Here is a 17306-nt window from a genome sequence, read left to right as displayed (position 1 = left end):
CCATGACGGCCGGCCGATGACGGCCGGCCGCTATGCGGAGACGAGGGCTTCCGGATTGTCCGCGTGCAGTACGGGGTGGCTGTTCAGCAGTTCCTCCGGCACGTCGAATCCTCCGACCAGCGTCAGCGCGTGGGGCTCCAGGGCTGCGACGGCACTCTCGACGGCGTCGGGCAGCCGCTGTACCTGGTCGGTGGTGAGCCGCCCCTGGGCCAGCAGGTCACCGCTGTGCGCGGCGATGCGGCGCAGGGTGAACAGCCGGTGCAGGTCGGCGAGGATCTGCCGGGCTGCCGCGGCGCCTGCCCGGGTCGCCGCGTCGAGGAGGGCGTCGCCGGCCAGGCGGTGGGCGTGGGCCTCGACGAGTTGGAGGGCGGGGGTGACGGTGGCGTTCCAGCGGGCCAGGGGGGAGGGGGGCCGGCCGCCGCGCAGCCGGGTGCGGGCTCGTTCGTGCCATATCCGCTCGACGTCCGTCAGGAGTTCCTGCAGGTAGTGCGGGTCCTCCAGCACGCGCTGCCCCGGCGGGATCTCACTGGCCGGTTTCGGGGCGAAGCCGCCGAGGAGCATTTCGCCTGCGGCCTTGACCCAGATGACCTTGTTGTCGCCTTCGGCGGTGATGGTGCCCTCGTTCGCGGCGAGCTGGCCGGCGATGCCGTTGGCGAGGATCAGGCCCTGGGCGCCGCAGCGTTCGCGGCATTCGGTCATGATGGCGCGTGCCTGCCAGGTGATCCATCCCTTGGCCACGGCGACGAGCCGTTCGCAGTCCTGCAGGTCGTCGTCCGTCGCCTGTGTCCACTGCTGGGTGACACTGCGTTGCAGGAGGGTGGCGGCGTAGGCGGTGGCGGTGGCTTCCAGCAGCGGGGCGTGGTGGCTGCGGTGTGCGAACAGCGGCACCTTGTGGCCGCTGGTCATGCCGGAGGTGTGGCGGTTGTGGGCGTGGCGGGTGGCTACGGTCAGGGCGTGGCGGGTGGTGCCGAGGCTGTAGGCGCTCATGCAGAGTTTGCCCATGGTGACGCGTCCGATGGAGCGGAGGAAGCGTTTGCGGGGGTTGCCGAGGTTGCTGGTGAAGCGGCCGTCGGGAGTGAGGCGGCCGTGGTCGCCCTGGAGCAGTGCGGTGTAGGGCAGGCCGACGTGGTCGAAGCTGGTGGCGCAGTGGTCGACCGGGCTGCTGGCCGTCCGGGGCAGGCGGCGTATTCGGATGCCGGGCATCGGTGTGCCGTGGGCGTCGTGCAGCGGAGTCAGGAACAGGAAGACGCCCAGGTCCCGGTCGTCGACGAGGAGGCGGGCGGCGACCACTGCGTCCTTGGGCCCGCCCACGGCGCTGGTGTTGGGCATCCACTTGCAGGCCTCGGGGCGGGGGGTGTGGAGGACTAAGCCACCGGTGGCACGGTCGAAGGTGCAGGTGGTTTCCATCTGGGCGGCGTCGTTGCCGTGCGCGAGTTCGGTGCACAGAAACGTTCCGACGCGGGCCATCCGCAGATACTCCGTCAGGTCCCGCTGGTCGTGGTCGTGATCGAGGAGGCTGCCGAGGAAGAGGTTGTAGTGGATGCTGGCGCAGGTCGCCATGCCGGCGTCGGTGACGCCGGCCCACTCGTGCATCGCGCTCAGCGCGGCGGGGTCGGTCGCGAAGGCCGACGGATGGTCGACGGCGTCGTTGACCAGACGCAGACGCTCGTACGACAGCCGGATACGTTCTTCGTGACTGAGACCCTCCTGGTAGGAGAACGGTGCAGAGCTGAACAGCCGCTTCCAGGGGTGGTGGAGACTCGCGGCGCGGGTACCGAACAGCGCGGTGGCGAGTTCGTCGGACACGTCCTGCTGGCGAGAGAGCTGAGTGTCAATCACAGGGGCACAAGTTACTGCTGATGGTCACATCATCGCATCATGATCATTGACACGATTCGGAAGGCCCGGGCGGTGGAATCTACCCTTCCCTCGGCACCCCGATACATGGAAATAGAACGAACATGCGGCGGTGAGGCGCCGCGCCCCCACCAGGGGATGTTTCCACCGGCCACGTGTCACCGTAGGCCATGCCACTGACGCCGCGGCCGGAACGACCGTCGAGGGCAGGCGTTCCGAGTTTCCGTGGAGACGGCCCCGAGGAGGCGGAGCAGCGGGTTGACGCCCTCTCACTCCCCGACCAGGACCCGGCCGAGCATCTCCCGCGCGTACTCCTCGTCGTACGGCGTTCCGGTCAACAGGGTCTGGAGACAGATGCCGTCCATCAGGGCGACCAGGGCGCGGGCGGTGTCCGGGTCGGTGCGGCGGGACAGCAGTTCGGTGACGTCCTCGCACCACTCGGCCGCGACGGGACGCAGGGCGGGGCGGCGCAGGGCCGCCAGATACAGCTCGTACTCCAGCTCGACGCCGGTGCGTTCGCCCGCGAGCCACTCGCCGAGCAGGCCGGCGAGTTCGGCCGCCAGGTCGGTGCGCGGGTCCTGCAGGCCGCCGCGTGAGGCGACGGCCTTGGCGAAGCCCTCGTTCGCCTGGCGCAGCGCGGCCACCAGCAGCTCGTCGAGGGTCTTGAAGTGGTACGTCGTGGAGCCGAGCGGCACATCGGCCTCGGCGGCGACGCTGCGGTGGCTGAGGCCCGCGATGCCGCTCCTGCCGACGACGCGGATCGCCGCGTCGGTGATCCGCCGACGCCGCTCGGGGTCGTACCGCCGGGCCATCAGTGCGCGCCACCGAGGTTGAGCACGACCACGCCCACGATGATCAGCGCGATCCCGGCGACCTTGACGACGGTGAGCCCCTCCCCCATGAACATGACGCCGATCGCGGCGATGGCGGCCGTGCCCACCCCCGCCCAGATGGCGTACGCGGTGCCGATGGAGAGGGTACGCAGCGTCTGCGCGAGCAGGGTGAAGGAGACCACGTAGCCGAGCAGGGTCAGCAGCGAGGGCCAGAGTCTGCTGAAGCCCTCGCTGTACTTCATGGCGGTGGTGGCGCCGACCTCCGCGGCGATCGCCCCGGCGAGCAGCAGGTATCCCATGTGTACGAGCGTACACACCGGTCCGGCGTCCCGGCGCGGAACGCGCGTGCGAAATCCCGTACCCGCAGAACGGCGACACCCCTGCCGGGTGTCGCCGTTCTGCGGGAGAACCGGTACCGGACGTCTCAGACGTTGAAGCCGAGTGCCCTCAGCTGTTCGCGGCCGTCGTCCGTGATCTTGTCGGGGCCCCACGGCGGCATCCAGACCCAGTTGATGCGCAGTTCGCTGACCAGGCCTTCGGTGGCGGACTTGGCCTGGTCCTCGATGACATCGGTCAGCGGGCAGGCCGCGGATGTCAGGGTCATGTCGATGGTCGCCACGTTGGAGTCGTCGACGTGGACTCCGTAGATCAGGCCGAGGTTGACGACGTCGATGCCCAGTTCGGGGTCGACGACATCCATCAGGGCCTCGCGGAGCTCCTCCTCCGAGGCCGGCTTCATCTCCACGGTCTCGCTCATGCCGTTGTCCTTTCGGCGTCGGAGCCCAGGGCCTGGGCTGTCGCGTCCTTCCACGCCATCCAGCTCAGGAGGGCGCACTTGACGCGGGCGGGGTACTTGGACACCCCGGCGAACGCGATCGCGTCCTCCAGGGTCTCCTCCATCGCGTCGTCCGGCTCGATCCTGCCCTTGGACTGCATCAGCTCCAGGAAGGTCTCCTGGATCCGCTGCGCCGTGGCGAGGTCCTTGCCGACCAGCAGGTCGTTCAGCACGGAGGCGGAGGCCTGGCTGATGGAGCAGCCCTGCCCCTCGTACGAGACGTCGCTCACCGTCGTGCCGTCGTACTTCACCCGCAGCGTGATCTCGTCGCCGCACGTCGGGTTGACGTGGTGCACCTCGGCGTCGCCGTCCCGCAAGCCCCGCCCGTGCGGGTTCTTGTAGTGGTCCAGGATGACTTCCTGGTACATCGAATCAAGCTTCACGCCCAGCCAGCCCCTCAGCCGAAGAAGTTCCGTACGTGCTCCAGGCCGTCGACCAGCGCGTCGATCTCGGCCGGTGTGGAGTACAGATAGAACGACGCTCGCGTGGTCGCGGGAATTCCGTACCGCAGGCAGACCGGCCGCGCGCAGTGGTGGCCGACCCGGACCGCTATGCCCTGCTCGTCGAGGACCTGGCCCACGTCGTGCGGGTGGATGTCGCCCAGCGCGAACGAGATCGCGGCGCCACGGTCCTCGGCCGTGTCGGGGCCGATGATGCGCAGGTCCGGGACCTCGGCCAGCCGCTTGACGGCGTACTCGGTGAGCGCGTGCTCGTGGGCGAGGATCTTGTCCATGCCGATGGCCGACAGGTAGTCGATCGCGGCACCGAGACCGACCGCCTGGGCGATCGGCGGGGTGCCCGCCTCGAACTTGTGCGGGGCCGGCGCGTAGGTCGACGAGCTCATCGACACGGTCTCGATCATCTCGCCGCCGCCGAGGAACGGCGGCAGGTCCTCGAGCAGTTCCTGGCGCCCCCACAGGACGCCGATCCCGGTCGGGCCGCACATCTTGTGGCCGGTGAAGGCCACGAAGTCGGCCTGGAGGGCCTGTACGTCCACCGGCATGTGCGGGGCGGCCTGGGAGGCGTCGATGCACACCAGGGCGCCGACCTCCTGGGCGCGGCGCACGATCGCCTCGACCGGGTTGACCGTGCCCAGGATGTTGGAGACCAGCACGAAGGAGACGATCTTCGTCTTCTCGGTGATGACCTCGTCGATGTTGGACAGGTCGAGGCGGCCGTCGTCGGTGAGGCCGAACCACTTCAGCTTGGCACCGGTGCGCTGCGCGAGCAGCTGCCACGGCACGATGTTGGAGTGGTGCTCCATCTCCGTGATGACGATCTCGGTCTCGTGGTCCACCCGGTAGGGTTCGTCGGCCCAGCCGAGCATGTTCGCCACGAGGTTGAGCGACTCCGAGGCGTTCTTCGTGAAGATCACCTCGTCGCGCGAGGGCGCGTTGACGAACTCCGCGACCTTGTCGCGCGCGCCCTCGTACAGCGCCGTGGCCTCCTCGGCGAGCACATGCACACCCCGGTGGACGTTGGCGTTGTAGCGCTCGTAGTACTCACTGAGCGCGTCCAGCACCTGACGCGGCTTCTGGCTGGTCGCTGCGTTGTCCAGGTAGACGAGCTTTCGGCCGTCGTGGACCTGACGGTCCAGGATGGGGAAGTCCTTGCGGATCGCCTCGCTCAGGAGCCTGGGCTCGGTGAGGAGGCCCGGCGTCTGTGTCACTCGGATGCGCCACCCTTCGCGTAGGCCTCGTAGCCCTCGTTCTCGAGCTTGTCGGCGAGCTCGGCGCCGCCGGACTCGGCGATCCGCCCGTCGGCGAACACGTGGACGTGATCAGGCTTGATGTAGCGCAGGATGCGCGTGTAGTGCGTGATCAGCAGGGTGCCGACCTCGCCGGACTCGCGGACGCGGTTGACGCCCTCGGAGACGATGCGCAGCGCGTCGACGTCCAGGCCTGAGTCGGTCTCGTCGAGGATCGCGATCTGCGGCTTGAGGAGCTCCAGCTGGAGGATCTCGTGGCGCTTCTTCTCACCGCCGGAGAAGCCCTCGTTGACGTTGCGCTCGGCGAAGGCGGGGTCCATGTGGAGGCGCTCCATGGTCTCCTTGACCTCCTTCACCCAGGTGCGCAGCTTGGGGGCCTCGCCGCGGATGGCGGTGGCGGAGGTGCGCAGGAAGTTGGAGACGGAGACGCCGGGGACCTCGACCGGGTACTGCATGGCGAGGAACAGACCGGCGCGGGCGCGCTCGTCGACGGACATCTCCAGGACGTCCTCGCCGTCGAGGGTGACGCTGCCGCCGGAGACGGTGTACTTGGGGTGACCGGCCAGGGCGTAGGCGAGGGTCGACTTGCCGGAGCCGTTGGGGCCCATGATGGCGTGCGTCTCGCCCTGCTTCACGGTGAGGTCGACGCCCTTGAGGATTTCCTTCGTGGCGTTGTCGGCCTCGACGGTGACGTGCAGGTCTCGGATTTCAAGCGTTGCCATGGGTGCCTCAGGACTCCTGGGTGAGGGAGACGAGCACGTCGTCCCCTTCGGTCTTTACGGGGTATACGGGGACGGGGCGCGTGGCCGGAAGACTGTCGGGCTTGCCCGAGCGGAGGTCGAAGCGCGAGCCGTGCAGCCAGCACTCGATGTGGCAGTCGTCGACCTCGCCCTCCGAGAGCGAGACGTTCGCGTGCGAGCAGATGTCGTTGATCGCGAACACCTCGCCCCCGGTGTGCACGAGGGAGACCGGCGTGCCGTCGAGTTCCACCCGCTTCGGGGTGTCCTCCTCCAGCTCGCTCAGCCCGCAGGCGCGTTGGAAGGTCATGCGACCGACGCCTCCAGCTCCTCCTCGATCTTGGCGATCAGACGCTCCTCGATGTCCGGGACGCCGATCTGCTGGACGAGTTCGGCGAAGAAGCCGCGGACGACCAGACGACGGGCGTCCTGCTCGGCGATGCCACGGGCCATCAGGTAGAAGAGCTGCTCGTCGTCGAAGCGGCCGGTCGCCGAGGCGTGGCCGGCACCGACGATCTCGCCGGTCTCGATCTCCAGGTTGGGCACGGAGTCGACACGGGCGCCGTCGGTGAGGACGAGGTTGCGGTTCATCTCGTAGGTGTCGGTGCCCTCGGCCCTGGCCTCGATGAGCACGTCACCGATCCACACGGCGTGCGCGCCCTCGCCCTGCAGCGCGCCCTTGTAGACGACGTTGGACTTGCAGTGCGGGACGTTGTGGTCGACCAGGAGGCGGTGCTCCTGGTGCTGGCCGGCGTCGGTGAAGTACAGACCGAACAGCTCGGCCTCGCCGCCGGTGCCCGCGTAGGCGACCCGTGGGTGCAGCCGGACCAGGTCGCCGCCGAAGGTGACGACGACGGACTTGAAGGAGGCGTCGCGGCCGACGAGGGCGTTGTGCTGGGCGACGTGCACGGCCTTGTCGTCCCAGTCCTGGACGGAGACGACGGTGAGCCTGGCGCCGTCGCCGAGGACGTACTCGACGTTGGCGGCGAGCACCGCGTCACCGGTGTGGTCGATGACGACGACCGCCTCGGCGAAGGCGCCGAGCTCGATCACCTGGTGACCGTAGGCGGTGCCGCCGTCGCCGTGCACCGCGATACGGATCGGCTCGGTGAGCACGGTCTCCTTCGGTACGGTTACGACCGAGGCCTGCTCGAAGGCGCTGTACGCCTGGGCGGTGACGCGGTCCACCGGCTTGCCGGCCCGGCCGAGCCGCGCGTCGTCACGGCCGACGGCCTCGACGCGGACGCCCTCGGGCGCCTCGACGGCGACCTTGACGCCCTCGGTGGCGACGGCGGTGCCGTCGTGCAGGCCGCGCAAGCGCTCCAGCGGGGTGAACCGCCATTCCTCCTCGCGGCCGTGCGGGACCGGGAAGGACGCCACGTCGAAGGACGGGGGCGCGCTCATACGGGTGGCGACGGTCGACTCGGCGGCCACCGCGATCGAGCCGGCGGTGGTGGAGCCCACCGGGGGATTCTGAGCCTCAGCCATGGCTGTCGTAGTGCTCTCTTTCTGAGTGGGACGTGTGCTGTCCGACGGGGCGGGCCGGGCCGGCCCGCCCACGGGGGCGGCGCAGCGGGTCAGCCGACCGCGCCTTCCATCTGCAGCTCGATCAGCCGGTTGAGCTCCAGCGCGTACTCCATCGGCAGTTCCTTGGCGATCGGCTCGACGAAGCCGCGGACGATCATCGCCATCGCCTCGAACTCGGACAGACCGCGGCTCATCAGGTAGAAGAGCTGGTCGTCGGAGACCTTGGAGACGGTCGCCTCGTGGCCCATGGACACGTCGTCCTCGCGGACGTCGACGTAGGGGTAGGTGTCCGAGCGGGAGATGGTGTCCACGAGCAGCGCGTCGCACAGCACGTTGGACTTGGCGCCGGAGGCGCCCTCACCGATCTCGATCAGACCGCGGTAGGAGGTGCGGCCGCCGCCGCGCGCCACCGACTTGGAGACGATGTTCGACGAGGTGTTCGGGGCCATGTGGACCATCTTGGCGCCGGCGTCCTGGTGCTGGCCCTCGCCGGCGAAGGCGATGGACAGGGTCTCGCCCTTGGCGTGCTCGCCCATGAGGTAGACGGCCGGGTACTTCATCGTCACCTTGGAGCCGATGTTGCCGTCGACCCACTCCATGGTCGCGCCCTCGTAGGCCACGGCGCGCTTGGTGACCAGGTTGTAGACGTTGTTCGACCAGTTCTGGATGGTCGTGTAGCGGCAGCGGCCGCCCTTCTTGACGATGATCTCGACGACGGCGCTGTGCAGCGAGTCCGAGGTGTAGATCGGGGCGGTGCAGCCCTCGACGTAGTGGACGTAGGCGTCCTCGTCGACGATGATCAGTGTCCGCTCGAACTGGCCCATGTTCTCGGTGTTGATCCGGAAGTAGGCCTGGAGCGGGATGTCCACGTGGACGCCCTTGGGGACGTAGATGAACGAGCCGCCGGACCACACGGCCGAGTTCAGCGACGCGAACTTGTTGTCGCCGACGGGGATGACGGTGCCGAAGTACTCCTGGAAGAGCTCCGGGTGCTCCTTCAGCGCGGTGTCCGTGTCGAGGAAGATGACGCCCTGCTCCTCCAGGTCCTCGCGGATCTGGTGGTAGACGACCTCGGACTCGTACTGCGCGGCGACACCGGCGACCAGGCGCTGCTTCTCCGCCTCGGGGATGCCGAGCCGGTCGTAGGTGTTCTTGATGTCCTCGGGCAGGTCCTCCCAGGAGGCGGCCTGCTTCTCGGTGGAGCGCACGAAGTACTTGATGTTGTCGAAGTCGATGCCCGACAGGTCCGAGCCCCAGTTGGGCATGGGCTTCTTGTCGAACAGGCGCAGGCCCTTGAGCCGCAGCTTCAGCATCCACTCCGGCTCGTTCTTCTTCGCGGAGATGTCACGGACGACGTCCTCGCTCAGACCGCGCTTGGCCGCGGCGCCTGCCGTGTCGGAGTCGGCCCAGCCGAATTCGTACGTACCCAGGCCCTCGAGTTCGGGGTGGGCAGTCTCCGTGGGGAGAGTCATGCGGGGTTCCTCCCGGCCGTGCTTGCGGATGCGGATTCGTTGTGGATGTGGAGCGAGTTCTTCTTGGTCTTCGTCCCGGAGGCTCCCGGGGGCCTCCCCGGCTTCGGGGGTGGTGGGGCCTGGGGGGCCTCCGTGCCCGCCTGGCCGGTCGAGGCCGTCGAGGACTTCGGGATGAAGGTGGTGCAGACGCCGTCGCCGTGGGCGATGGTGGCGAGCCGCTGGACATGCGTGCCGAGCAGCTCGGCGAAGAATTCCGTCTCCGCCTCGCAGAGTTGCGGAAACCGCTCGGCGGCGTGGGCGACCGGACAGTGATGCTGGCACAGCTGCTCGCCCTGCTGCGGGTGGGGTGCGCTGCGCGCGGTGGCAGAGTACCCGTCCGCGGTGAGCGCCCTGGCCAAGGCCTGGGCCCGCTCCTCCGGGGCGGCCGTCTCCACCGCCGTGCGGTACGCGCCGGCCTGGGCGGCGATCCGGGCGCGGGCGAACGCGGTGATCGCCTCGTCGCCGCCCTCCTGCTCGCCGATCCAGTGCAGGGCGTCCACGGCCAGTTTGTCGTACGACTGGTCGAAGGCGTCCCGTCCGCAGTCGGTGAGGGCGAAGACCTTGGCGGGGCGTCCGCGTGTACGTGCGCCGTACACCCTGCGCTCGCGCGCCTCCACGATTCCGTCACCCGCCAGGGTGTCGAGGTGCCGGCGGACGGCCGCCTGGGTCAGTCCGAGCCGCTGGGCGAGTTCGGAGACGGTCGAGGGGCCGTGGTCCAGGACGGACCTCGCGACCCGGTTGCGGGTGGACCGCTCACCGGTCGCGAGTTCCTCCTGCGGAGCCTCACCGACGTTTTTCACAACGCCATTGTTGCGTAATTCATCCGGACCGGGCAAGCCGCGCATGATCCACCCCGGGGTGCGCTGCATCACTTAGGCAAACCTAAGCTGACCTGCGGAAACGATCTCCGGTCGATCAGGTAGTCGAGGAAATCGACGGCGTTCCGAGGGGCCTTCCAGGGCACTCCCGAGCATGCCCGCACCCCTTCCGACCGGCCCTCTTGTGACCCGGGACACCCTCGCCGCCGGACTCGCGGATCTCGGTGTGCGGCGCGACGAGACCCTCCTCGTGCACTCCTCGCTCAGCTCCCTGAGCTGGGTCAACGGCGGTCCGGTCGCGGTCGTCGGCGCTCTGTTCGACGCGCTGGGCCCGGACGGCACGCTGGTCGTCCCCGCCCAGTCCGGCGGCCTCTCCGACCCGGCGCTGTGGAGCGATCCGCCGGTGCCGGAGGCCTGGTGGGAGACCCTCCTCGCCACCATGCCCGGCTACGGCCCGGCGACCACCCCCACCCGCGGCGTCGGCGTCGGCGTCGTCCCGGAGACGGTCCGGACCTGGCCGAGCGCCCCGCGCAGCGCCCATCCGCAGATCTCGTTCGCCGCGCTCGGCAGACACGCGGCACAGATCGTCGCGGTGCACGCGCAGGACTGCCGGCTGGGTGAGCTCAGCCCGCTGGCGGCGCTGGAGCGGCTGGACGCCCGGGTGCTGCCGGGCACCGGGTACGACACCTGCGCCTGCTTCCACCTCGCGGAGTACCGGATATCGTCCCCGCTCGGGGCGGTGGGCCGGGAGACACGGCCCGAGGTGTCGGTCACCTCCGGGCGCTTCGACGAACGGGGCCACGACTTCGAGCGGGACCGTCCCGCCGGCCGTCCCGTCCTCCGGGGCACGGTCAGGGCCGCCGAGGTCCGGCTGTTCCCACTGCCGGACGCGGTGGCGTACGCGCGGCGGTGGCTGGAACTGCGCCGCCCTCGTACGGAGGAGTTCCCGAACCCGCCGGTCCGAGGCCCCCGGCCCGTACCTAGACTCGTGAACCATGCGAAGCGAGCCCGTGGTCCAGGTACAGGCCCTGGTGAAGCGGTACGGCACGAAGACCGCGGTGGACGGCCTCGACCTGGTGGCACGGCAGGGCGTGACGGCCGTGCTCGGCCCCAACGGGGCGGGCAAGACGACCACGGTGGAGACCTGCGAGGGATACCGGCGCCCCGACTCCGGCACCGTGCGCGTCCTGGGCCTGGACCCGGTGCGGCAGTCGGCCGCGCTCAGGCCCCGCCTCGGCGTGATGCTCCAGTCCGGCGGCGTCTACTCGGGCGCGCGGGCCGACGAGATGCTCCGGCACATGGCGAAACTGCACGCGCATCCCCTGGACGTGGACGCGCTGATCGAGCGCCTCGGCCTCGGTTCCTGCGGCCGTACGACGTACCGGCGGCTCTCCGGCGGCCAGCAGCAGCGGCTCGCACTGGCGATGGCCGTGGTCGGACGCCCGGAGCTGGTCTTCCTGGACGAGCCGACCGCCGGACTCGACCCGCAGGCCCGCCGCGCCACCTGGGACCTCGTACGGGATCTGCGCGCCGACGGGGTCTCCGTCATCCTCACCACGCACCACATGGACGAGGCCGAGCAGCTCGCCGACGACGTCGCGATCATCGACGCCGGCCGGGTGGTGGCCCAGGGCAGCCCCGAGGAGCTGTGCCGGGGCGGTGCCAAGAACACCCTGCGCTTCTCGGGCCGGCCGGGGCTGGACGCGGTCTCCCTGCTCAAGGCGCTGCCGTCCGGCTCCCAGGCCGACGAGGTGACCCCGGGCTCGTACCGGGTGGTCGGCGAGGTGGACCCGCAACTGCTCGCCACCGTCACGTCCTGGTGCGCGCAGCACGGCGTGCTGCCGGACCGGATCTCGGTGGAGCGGCACACCCTCGAAGACGTTTTTCTTGAGCTCACCGGCAAGGAGCTGCGCTCGTGACGGCCACCGGCACCTACTCACCGAAGCCGGGCGCGGCGCCGCTCTCCCGCATGATCGCGGCGCAGGCGGCGCTCGAGACGAAGATGCTGCTGCGCAACGGCGAGCAGCTGCTGCTCACCGTGGTCATCCCCACGCTGCTGCTGGTGCTGTTCAGCACGGTGGACATCGTGGACACCGGCGCAGGCGAGGCCGTGGACTTCCTCGCCCCCGGCGTCCTCGCGCTGGCGGTGATGTCGACGGCGTTCACCGGGCAGGCCATCGCCACCGGTTTCGAGCGCCGGTACGGGGTGCTGAAGCGGCTGGCGTCCTCGCCGTTGCCGCGCTGGGCGCTGATGACCGCGAAGACGCTGTCGGTGCTGGTCACCGAGGTGCTCCAGATCGTCCTGCTGACGGGGATCGCGTTCGCGCTGGGCTGGTCGCCGCGGGGCGGCCCGTTCGCGGTGCTGGTGCTGCTGGTGCTGGGCACGGCCGCCTTCTCGGGGCTCGGCCTGCTGATGGCGGGCACCCTGAAGGCCGAGGCGACGCTCGCCGCCGCCAACCTGGTGTTCCTGCTGCTGCTCGTCGGCGGCGGGGTCGTCGTGCCGCTGGACAACTTCCCGGACACCGCGCAGGACGTCCTCGGGCTGCTGCCCGTATCGGCGCTGTCACAGGGCCTGCGGGACGTGCTCCAGGACGGGGCGGGGCTGCCGTGGGGCCAGGTCGCGATCCTCACCGTGTGGGCGGTCGCGGGGCTGGCGGCGGCGGGCCGCTTCTTCCGCTGGGAGTGAGCGGGCCGGCGGGACCGCCGACCGGGACCCTCGTGAAAGCGTGCACAAGCGGCGCCCTACGATGGTCGCGTGCCAAATCTGACCCGCGCCGACGCCCAGGCGGCCCGGCGCAACCCCCTCGCCCTCATCGCCGCACGCTGGACCCCGGACCCCCGGACGGTCCGGCGGGCGGCCCTCGCCGCGCTCGTCATGTCGGTGGTCATCGTGGTCACCGGCGGCGCCGTGCGGCTGACCGGTTCCGGCCTGGGCTGCCCGACCTGGCCCAAGTGCACCGAGGACTCCATCGCCTCCACGCGCGAGATGGGTGTCCACGGTCTGATCGAGTTCGGCAACCGGCTGCTGACGTACGTGCTCTGCGCCGCCGTCGGCTGGGCGATCGTCGCCGCGCGCTCCCAGAAGCCCTACCGGCGCGGCCTGACCCGGCTGGGCTGGGCGCAGTTCTGGATCGTGATGGGCAACGCGGTCCTCGGCGGCATCGTGGTCCTGGTCGGCCTCAATCCGTACACGGTCGCGGCACATTTCCTGCTCTCCTCGGCGCTGATCGCGGTGGCCACCCTGATGTGGCACCGCGTCGGCGAGGGCGACGGGGAGCCCCGGCCTCTGGTCGGCAAGCCGGTGCGGCAGCTGGTGTGGTTCCTGGTGGCGGTCTCCGTGCTGCTGATCGCGGTCGGCACGGTGGTGACCGGCGCGGGGCCGCACGCGGGGGACTCCAGCGAGGTCGAGCGGATGCCGCTGGACTGGGAGACGGTCAGCAAGCTGCACGCCGTGCTGGCGTGGATCGTGGCGACGCTGACGTTCGCCCTGTGGTTCGTCCTCAAGGCGGTGGACGCCCCCGCGGGCCCGCTGCACCGCAGCCGCGAGCTGTTCCTGATCATCCTCGCGCAGGGCGTGATCGGATACGTCCAGTACTTCACGGACCTCCCCGAGGTCCTGGTCGGCGCCCACATGTTCGGCTCCTGCGTGATGTGGATCTGGGTGGTGCGGGTCCTGCTGTCGCTGCGCGAGCGGCCGGATGCGCCGGTGGCCGAGGTGCCGGTGCCGCCCGCTCAGTCGTCCCGCGCCCCGAGCGAGTCGATCGCCGGCCCCGGGTAGTCCCGGGTCAGCCCGGCCCTGCGCTGGACCCATTTTCCGTTGGTGGGGGCGGGATCGGCCGGCGCGGGATCGCCGTAGCGCCTCCTTCGGACGTCCGCGACGACTTCGCCGGGGGCACCGGGGCCGGGCAGCGCCTCCGGTGCCTCCCGCTTGGAGATCAGACGGCCCTCGCGCAGGGTGACCGTGGCACGGGCGAAGGTCAGCAGGCCCAGGTCGACCCATACGTCCTGCGTCCAGTTCGCGGCCCGGTCCACCTCCCGGCGCCAGAAGTCGCGCTGGTCGCGCACCACGAACGCGGCGAGTTCGCCGTCCGGCACCGGCGGCAGCGCGCCCGCGGGCGGCACGCCGTGCAGGACCCGCCCGAAGCGGTGCAGCTCGGTCCGGGTGACCGGGGTGACCGTTCGACGGAAAAGCTGCTCGTGCGCCCAGGTCAGGTGGCGCCGCTCGGTGTCTCCCGCCGTGTCCGGCGTCAGGTAGGTGCGGTGCAGCCGGTCGGCGAGCGGCTCGCCCGCAGGCGGGCGTGCAGCAGCGCCACCCGCCACACCGTCCGCGCCGTGACCGGGTGGTCCAGGACGGTGATCAGATCCAGATCGCTGCGGCCCTCCTGGTAGTCGCCGCCGGCCAGCGAGCCGTGGGCCCAGAGTGCGACGGGGGTGCGCGGTGCGAGGCCGCTGAGGAAGCGGTCGAGCAGGGCGTCGGTCGGCATCCGCCCAGTCTTCACGCGCCGGTCCGGCCCGTACACCCTGCGCCTCACTCCAGCCCGTACACCCTGCACGCGTTCTCCGAGGCGATCATCGCGGCCACCCGCTGCGCGTCGCCGGGCGCCCACGCGCCTTCGGCGACCCAGCCGCCGAGGACCCGGGCGAGGGCCTCTCGGAACAGGCGTGCGCCCACGACGTGCAGTTCGGGCAGCCCCTGGGCTCCGCTGGAGAAGAGGATCTTGCCGAAGGGGGCGAGCTCCAGGATCTCCGCGAGGACGGTCGCCGCGCCGGCGCCGGTGCGGGCCAGGGCGGCGCCGGCGTCGACGTACACATGCGGGTAGGCGCCGGCCAGGTGTGCGGCGTGCCGGTGGCCCGGGTAGCCGTGCAGCAGGACGAGGTCGGTGCCGAGTCCGGCGGTGGCCCGGACGAAGCCGCCCAGCAGCACCGGGTCGGCGGCCCCGGCCCGAGTGCCGGGTGCGCCGGGCCCCGTGTGCAGTTGCAGGGGCCGGCCCGAGGCTACGGCGATCCACAGCAGGTGCCGCAGCAGCACCGGGTCGCCCAGCTCGTCCCCGACCCGGCGTCCGGCCAGCCAGCGCGCGGCCGCGCCGCGCACCTCACCGGGCCCCGGCGGCTGCGGGGCGAGTGCCGGACCGTGCCGGACGCCGGCGACGGAGGTGAAGGCGACGGCGTGCGCGGCGGCTGCGTGCACGGACTCGGCGAGGTTGGCGAGGAAGGACTCCACGGTGCCGGAGGTGTCGGCGACCTGCTCGGCGACTTGCTCGAGGCGCACGATCTCGTGGGCCCCGGCGGCGGCGACCGTGGCCAGCTCGGCCGCGCCGGTGAGGTCGCCGGGCAGCCCGGTGTCGACGAGGTAGGTGGTGATGCCGCTGGCCCGCAACAGCCGTCGGCCCGTCTCGACGACACCCAGCTCGCGGCGCCGGGCGAGGTAGTGGGCGGGAGGGCAGTGCGGCTCCAGGCCCAGCAGGGGCGGGCACCAGCGACGTACGGCGAAACCGGTCTGGGTGTCGAAGAGGGTGGTGCCCGGGGCGGGCGGGCCATCACTGGGGACGAGCTGGGCCTCGAAGGTGCCGAGGCCCAGCTCGGTGCGCAGCACGCCGTGGCAGTACTGGTCCACGAGGGACGGCGGGTCGATCATCCGGACTCCCCAGGTGGGCGCTGCGCTGGTGTCGCAGGGCCTAACGGCGGACCGGCGAGTAGGTTTTGCCCGGCCCCGGCGCCGCCCGGGGGCGGGGTTCAGCCGTTGGCCGGGCCGCCGATCTGGAGGCCCGCCATGCGGGTCCATTCGTACGGGCCGGTCCTGACCTTGGCCGCGAACTCGCCGTCGAAGTTCTCGTGGAGGGTGAGGCCCGCCCGCTCGGCCGCCTTCTGGGCGATGGGGTAGGAGTGGGCGACCAGGTCGCCCCAGTCGCCGTCCTCTCCGACCAGCACGATCCGGGCGCCGCGCTGTCCGAGGTACGCGATCTGGCCTTCGGCTCCGCCGTGGGCCGCGGCGAAGCCGCTGATCCGCTTGGCGAGCCTGGCCGCCTTCCGGTCGGCCTTGCGCTCGGCCTTCTGTACGGCCCGCTGCTCGGAGGTCTGCTCGGCCTTCGGGTCCGACTGCTGCGTTTCTGCCATGACCAGGATGCTACCGACGGGTAGATCGAACGGCGACGGGCGGGGTCCGTGGCCTTGGCCACGGACCCCGCCCGTCGGACGGTCAGCGGACGCTCTACCGCAGGAAGGGGTCCACCGCGACGGCCACGAAGAGCAGCGACACATAGGTGATGGACCAGTGGAACAGGCGCATCTCCTTGAGCTTGCCGCCGGTCGCCTCGGACCTGGCCCGGTTGAGGAGCGCGTGCGCCTCCCAGAGCCACCAGCCGCCCGCGGCCAGCGCGACCGCGGTGTAGAACCAGCCGGTGTAGCCGAGCGGGGTGAGCAGCAGCGACACCACGACCATGACCCAGCTGTAGGCCACGATCTGCTTGGCGACCGCCTTGTTGGAGGCTAGGACCGGGAGCATCGGCACGCCCACGCGCGCGTAGTCGTCCTTCACCTTCATGGACAGCGGCCAGTAGTGCGGCGGCGTCCAGAAGAAGATGACGAGGAAGAGGACGACCGGCGCCCAGGACAACGAATCGGTGACCGCGGACCAGCCGATCAGCACCGGCATGCAGCCGGCGATGCCGCCCCACACGATGTTCTGCGACGTACGCCGTTTGAGGATCATGGTGTAGACGACGACGTAGAAGAGGAGCGCGCCGAGGGAGAGCCAGGCGGACAGCCAGTTGACGGCGAGGCCGAACAGCAGGGTCGAGACGACGGCCAGGGTGATGCCGAAGGCCAGGCACTCGCGTGGGCTGACCATGCCCGTGACCAGGGGGCGCTGCGAGGTGCGGTCCATCAGCGCGTCGATGTCGCGGTCGATGTACATGTTGAGCGCGTTGGCCCCGCCCGCCGACAGGTAGCCGCCGAGGCAGGTCAGCAACACCAGTTTCAGATCGGGCACACCCCGCTGCGCCAGGAACATCACCGGAACGGTGGTGATGAGCAGCAGTTCGATGATCCGCGGCTTGGTCAACGCCACGAACGCCTTGACACGGGCCCCGATCGGCCGGTGACTCGGGCTCTGGCTCGTCCCGATAACCCCCGCAGGACGGGATTCAACGGCCGTCACTCGCACCCCTGACAGAGACATCCCAGCAAGCCCTCCCGGATGAAGCGGCGGTAAAGGCTCGCGCGTACCACGCCACCTTAGACGTTGCCCAGACCCGGACATTCGCGGGGGTCCGGTCGTGTTGGACGGGGCTGTTCACGGCACGGACCCCGGCTCGATTGAGCAACCGGATGAGCGGCTCCGTATTCATCTACCGCATGCAAATACTTCCCCGTCAGAAGGCGGATCGCCGGGAGCCCGGGCTGTCGGGAAGGGCTCGGGGGAAGCACGTCCTGCGGGGGTAGGCTCGACTCCGCCGGTATGTACTCGTCCGGTATCCGAAGA

Annotated in this window: 17 protein-coding genes and 2 pseudogenes; 4 read left to right on the top strand and 15 right to left on the bottom strand. The window is 70.5% G+C overall.

Going from position 1 to position 17306, the window contains the following annotated elements:
* Positions 1 to 30 precede the first annotated feature (30 nt).
* From HUV60_RS26285 to HUV60_RS26235, 11 genes are all read right to left on the bottom strand, one after another.
* Entirely contained in the window at positions 31 to 1839 is a 1809-nt protein-coding gene (locus HUV60_RS26285; protein WP_443047423.1) for an acyl-CoA dehydrogenase family protein, read from the bottom strand.
* A gap of 287 nt (positions 1840 to 2126) precedes the next feature.
* Entirely contained in the window at positions 2127 to 2669 is a 543-nt protein-coding gene (locus HUV60_RS26280; protein ID WP_257849675.1) for a TetR/AcrR family transcriptional regulator, read from the bottom strand.
* Complete coding sequence (locus tag HUV60_RS26275; protein WP_257849674.1) at positions 2669 to 2989, bottom strand: DMT family transporter; 321 nt, start codon at positions 2987 to 2989, stop codon at positions 2669 to 2671. The genes HUV60_RS26280 and HUV60_RS26275 overlap by 1 nt, the downstream gene beginning before the upstream one ends.
* 125 nt (positions 2990 to 3114) lie before the next feature.
* Positions 3115 to 3447, bottom strand: coding sequence for a metal-sulfur cluster assembly factor (locus HUV60_RS26270; RefSeq protein WP_257849673.1), 333 nt, complete (start codon positions 3445 to 3447; stop codon positions 3115 to 3117).
* Positions 3444 to 3908: a Fe-S cluster assembly sulfur transfer protein SufU gene (gene sufU / locus HUV60_RS26265; RefSeq protein ID WP_257849672.1), complete on the bottom strand. Its 465-nt coding sequence runs from the start codon at positions 3906 to 3908 to the stop codon at positions 3444 to 3446. The genes HUV60_RS26270 and sufU overlap by 4 nt, the downstream gene beginning before the upstream one ends.
* A 14-nt stretch (positions 3909 to 3922) precedes the next feature.
* Positions 3923 to 5194, bottom strand: a complete 1272-nt coding sequence (locus tag HUV60_RS26260; RefSeq protein ID WP_257849671.1) for a cysteine desulfurase — start codon at positions 5192 to 5194, stop codon at positions 3923 to 3925.
* The gene (gene sufC / locus HUV60_RS26255) at positions 5191 to 5955 is read right to left on the bottom strand and encodes a Fe-S cluster assembly ATPase SufC (RefSeq protein WP_257849670.1); all 765 of its coding nucleotides are present in this window, start codon (positions 5953 to 5955) and stop codon (positions 5191 to 5193) included. Before sufC ends, HUV60_RS26260 begins: the two co-directional genes overlap by 4 nt.
* Positions 5956 to 5962: 7 nt before the next feature.
* Entirely contained in the window at positions 5963 to 6280 is a 318-nt protein-coding gene (locus tag HUV60_RS26250) for a non-heme iron oxygenase ferredoxin subunit (protein ID WP_257849669.1), read from the bottom strand.
* Complete coding sequence (sufD, locus tag HUV60_RS26245; protein WP_257849668.1) at positions 6277 to 7458, bottom strand: Fe-S cluster assembly protein SufD; 1182 nt, start codon at positions 7456 to 7458, stop codon at positions 6277 to 6279. The genes HUV60_RS26250 and sufD overlap by 4 nt, the downstream gene beginning before the upstream one ends.
* Before the next feature lie 89 nt (positions 7459 to 7547).
* Positions 7548 to 8969 (bottom strand): Fe-S cluster assembly protein SufB, encoded by a 1422-nt coding sequence (sufB, locus tag HUV60_RS26240; protein ID WP_257849667.1) that lies wholly within the window; start codon positions 8967 to 8969, stop codon positions 7548 to 7550.
* Positions 8966 to 9808, bottom strand: coding sequence for a helix-turn-helix transcriptional regulator (locus tag HUV60_RS26235; RefSeq protein ID WP_257849666.1), 843 nt, complete (start codon positions 9806 to 9808; stop codon positions 8966 to 8968). Before HUV60_RS26235 ends, sufB begins: the two co-directional genes overlap by 4 nt.
* Before the next feature lie 172 nt (positions 9809 to 9980).
* On the opposite strand from HUV60_RS26235, the pseudogene HUV60_RS26230 reads away from it, so the two are divergent.
* The 4 genes and pseudogenes from HUV60_RS26230 to HUV60_RS26215 all read left to right on the top strand — a co-directional run.
* A pseudogene (locus HUV60_RS26230) lies at positions 9981 to 10769 on the top strand (aminoglycoside N(3)-acetyltransferase); the annotation flags it as partial.
* Between the two features lie 52 nt (positions 10770 to 10821).
* Positions 10822 to 11745: an ABC transporter ATP-binding protein gene (locus HUV60_RS26225; RefSeq protein ID WP_257849665.1), complete on the top strand. Its 924-nt coding sequence runs from the start codon at positions 10822 to 10824 to the stop codon at positions 11743 to 11745.
* Positions 11742 to 12512 carry an ABC transporter permease gene (locus HUV60_RS26220; RefSeq protein ID WP_257849664.1) on the top strand — a complete coding sequence of 257 codons (771 nt, stop codon included), beginning with the start codon at positions 11742 to 11744 and terminating at the stop codon, positions 12510 to 12512. Before HUV60_RS26225 ends, HUV60_RS26220 begins: the two co-directional genes overlap by 4 nt.
* A gap of 78 nt (positions 12513 to 12590) precedes the next feature.
* Positions 12591 to 13604, top strand: coding sequence for a COX15/CtaA family protein (locus tag HUV60_RS26215; protein WP_257850264.1), 1014 nt, complete (start codon positions 12591 to 12593; stop codon positions 13602 to 13604).
* On the opposite strand, the pseudogene HUV60_RS26210 reads toward HUV60_RS26215, so the two are convergent.
* The 4 genes and pseudogenes from HUV60_RS26210 to HUV60_RS26195 all read right to left on the bottom strand — a co-directional run bounded on the left by HUV60_RS26210 (position 13559) and on the right by HUV60_RS26195 (position 17003).
* Positions 13559 to 14310 (bottom strand): annotated as a pseudogene (locus HUV60_RS26210) (nucleotidyltransferase domain-containing protein). The gene HUV60_RS26215 and the pseudogene HUV60_RS26210 sit on opposite strands and share 46 nt — an antisense overlap.
* A 44-nt stretch (positions 14311 to 14354) precedes the next feature.
* Positions 14355 to 15461 (bottom strand): amidohydrolase, encoded by a 1107-nt coding sequence (locus tag HUV60_RS26205; protein ID WP_257849663.1) that lies wholly within the window; start codon positions 15459 to 15461, stop codon positions 14355 to 14357.
* A gap of 98 nt (positions 15462 to 15559) precedes the next feature.
* Positions 15560 to 15940 carry a hypothetical protein gene (locus HUV60_RS26200; RefSeq protein WP_257849662.1) on the bottom strand — a complete coding sequence of 127 codons (381 nt, stop codon included), beginning with the start codon at positions 15938 to 15940 and terminating at the stop codon, positions 15560 to 15562.
* A gap of 94 nt (positions 15941 to 16034) precedes the next feature.
* Positions 16035 to 17003 (bottom strand): heme o synthase, encoded by a 969-nt coding sequence (locus tag HUV60_RS26195; protein ID WP_443047422.1) that lies wholly within the window; start codon positions 17001 to 17003, stop codon positions 16035 to 16037.
* Between the last annotated feature and the right edge of the window lie 303 nt (positions 17004 to 17306).

Origin of the sequence: Streptomyces sp. KMM 9044 (assembly GCF_024701375.2) — a bacterium.
Taxonomy (GTDB): Bacteria; Actinomycetota; Actinomycetes; order Streptomycetales; family Streptomycetaceae; genus Streptomyces.
Note: the sequence above shows the minus strand (reverse complement) of the source record. Positions and strands in the feature narration are given on the sequence as shown.

What these genes read in the sequence shown, in the direction of transcription:
- HUV60_RS26200 (WP_257849662.1), bottom strand. Translation starts at nt 15,940, where the DNA reads ATGGCAGAAACGCAGCAGTCGGACCCGAAGGCCGAGCAGACCTCCGAG.
- sufB (WP_257849667.1), bottom strand. Translation starts at nt 8,969, where the DNA reads ATGACTCTCCCCACGGAGACTGCCCACCCCGAACTCGAGGGCCTGGGT.
- HUV60_RS26225 (WP_257849665.1), top strand. Translation starts at nt 10,822, where the DNA reads ATGCGAAGCGAGCCCGTGGTCCAGGTACAGGCCCTGGTGAAGCGGTAC.
- HUV60_RS26270 (WP_257849673.1), bottom strand. Translation starts at nt 3,447, where the DNA reads ATGAGCGAGACCGTGGAGATGAAGCCGGCCTCGGAGGAGGAGCTCCGC.
- HUV60_RS26275 (WP_257849674.1), bottom strand. Translation starts at nt 2,989, where the DNA reads ATGGGATACCTGCTGCTCGCCGGGGCGATCGCCGCGGAGGTCGGCGCC.
- HUV60_RS26250 (WP_257849669.1), bottom strand. Translation starts at nt 6,280, where the DNA reads ATGACCTTCCAACGCGCCTGCGGGCTGAGCGAGCTGGAGGAGGACACC.
- HUV60_RS26280 (WP_257849675.1), bottom strand. Translation starts at nt 2,669, where the DNA reads ATGGCCCGGCGGTACGACCCCGAGCGGCGTCGGCGGATCACCGACGCG.
- sufD (WP_257849668.1), bottom strand. Translation starts at nt 7,458, where the DNA reads ATGGCTGAGGCTCAGAATCCCCCGGTGGGCTCCACCACCGCCGGCTCG.
- HUV60_RS26195 (WP_443047422.1), bottom strand. Translation starts at nt 17,003, where the DNA reads ATGTCTCTGTCAGGGGTGCGAGTGACGGCCGTTGAATCCCGTCCTGCG.
- HUV60_RS26205 (WP_257849663.1), bottom strand. Translation starts at nt 15,461, where the DNA reads ATGATCGACCCGCCGTCCCTCGTGGACCAGTACTGCCACGGCGTGCTG.
- sufC (WP_257849670.1), bottom strand. Translation starts at nt 5,955, where the DNA reads ATGGCAACGCTTGAAATCCGAGACCTGCACGTCACCGTCGAGGCCGAC.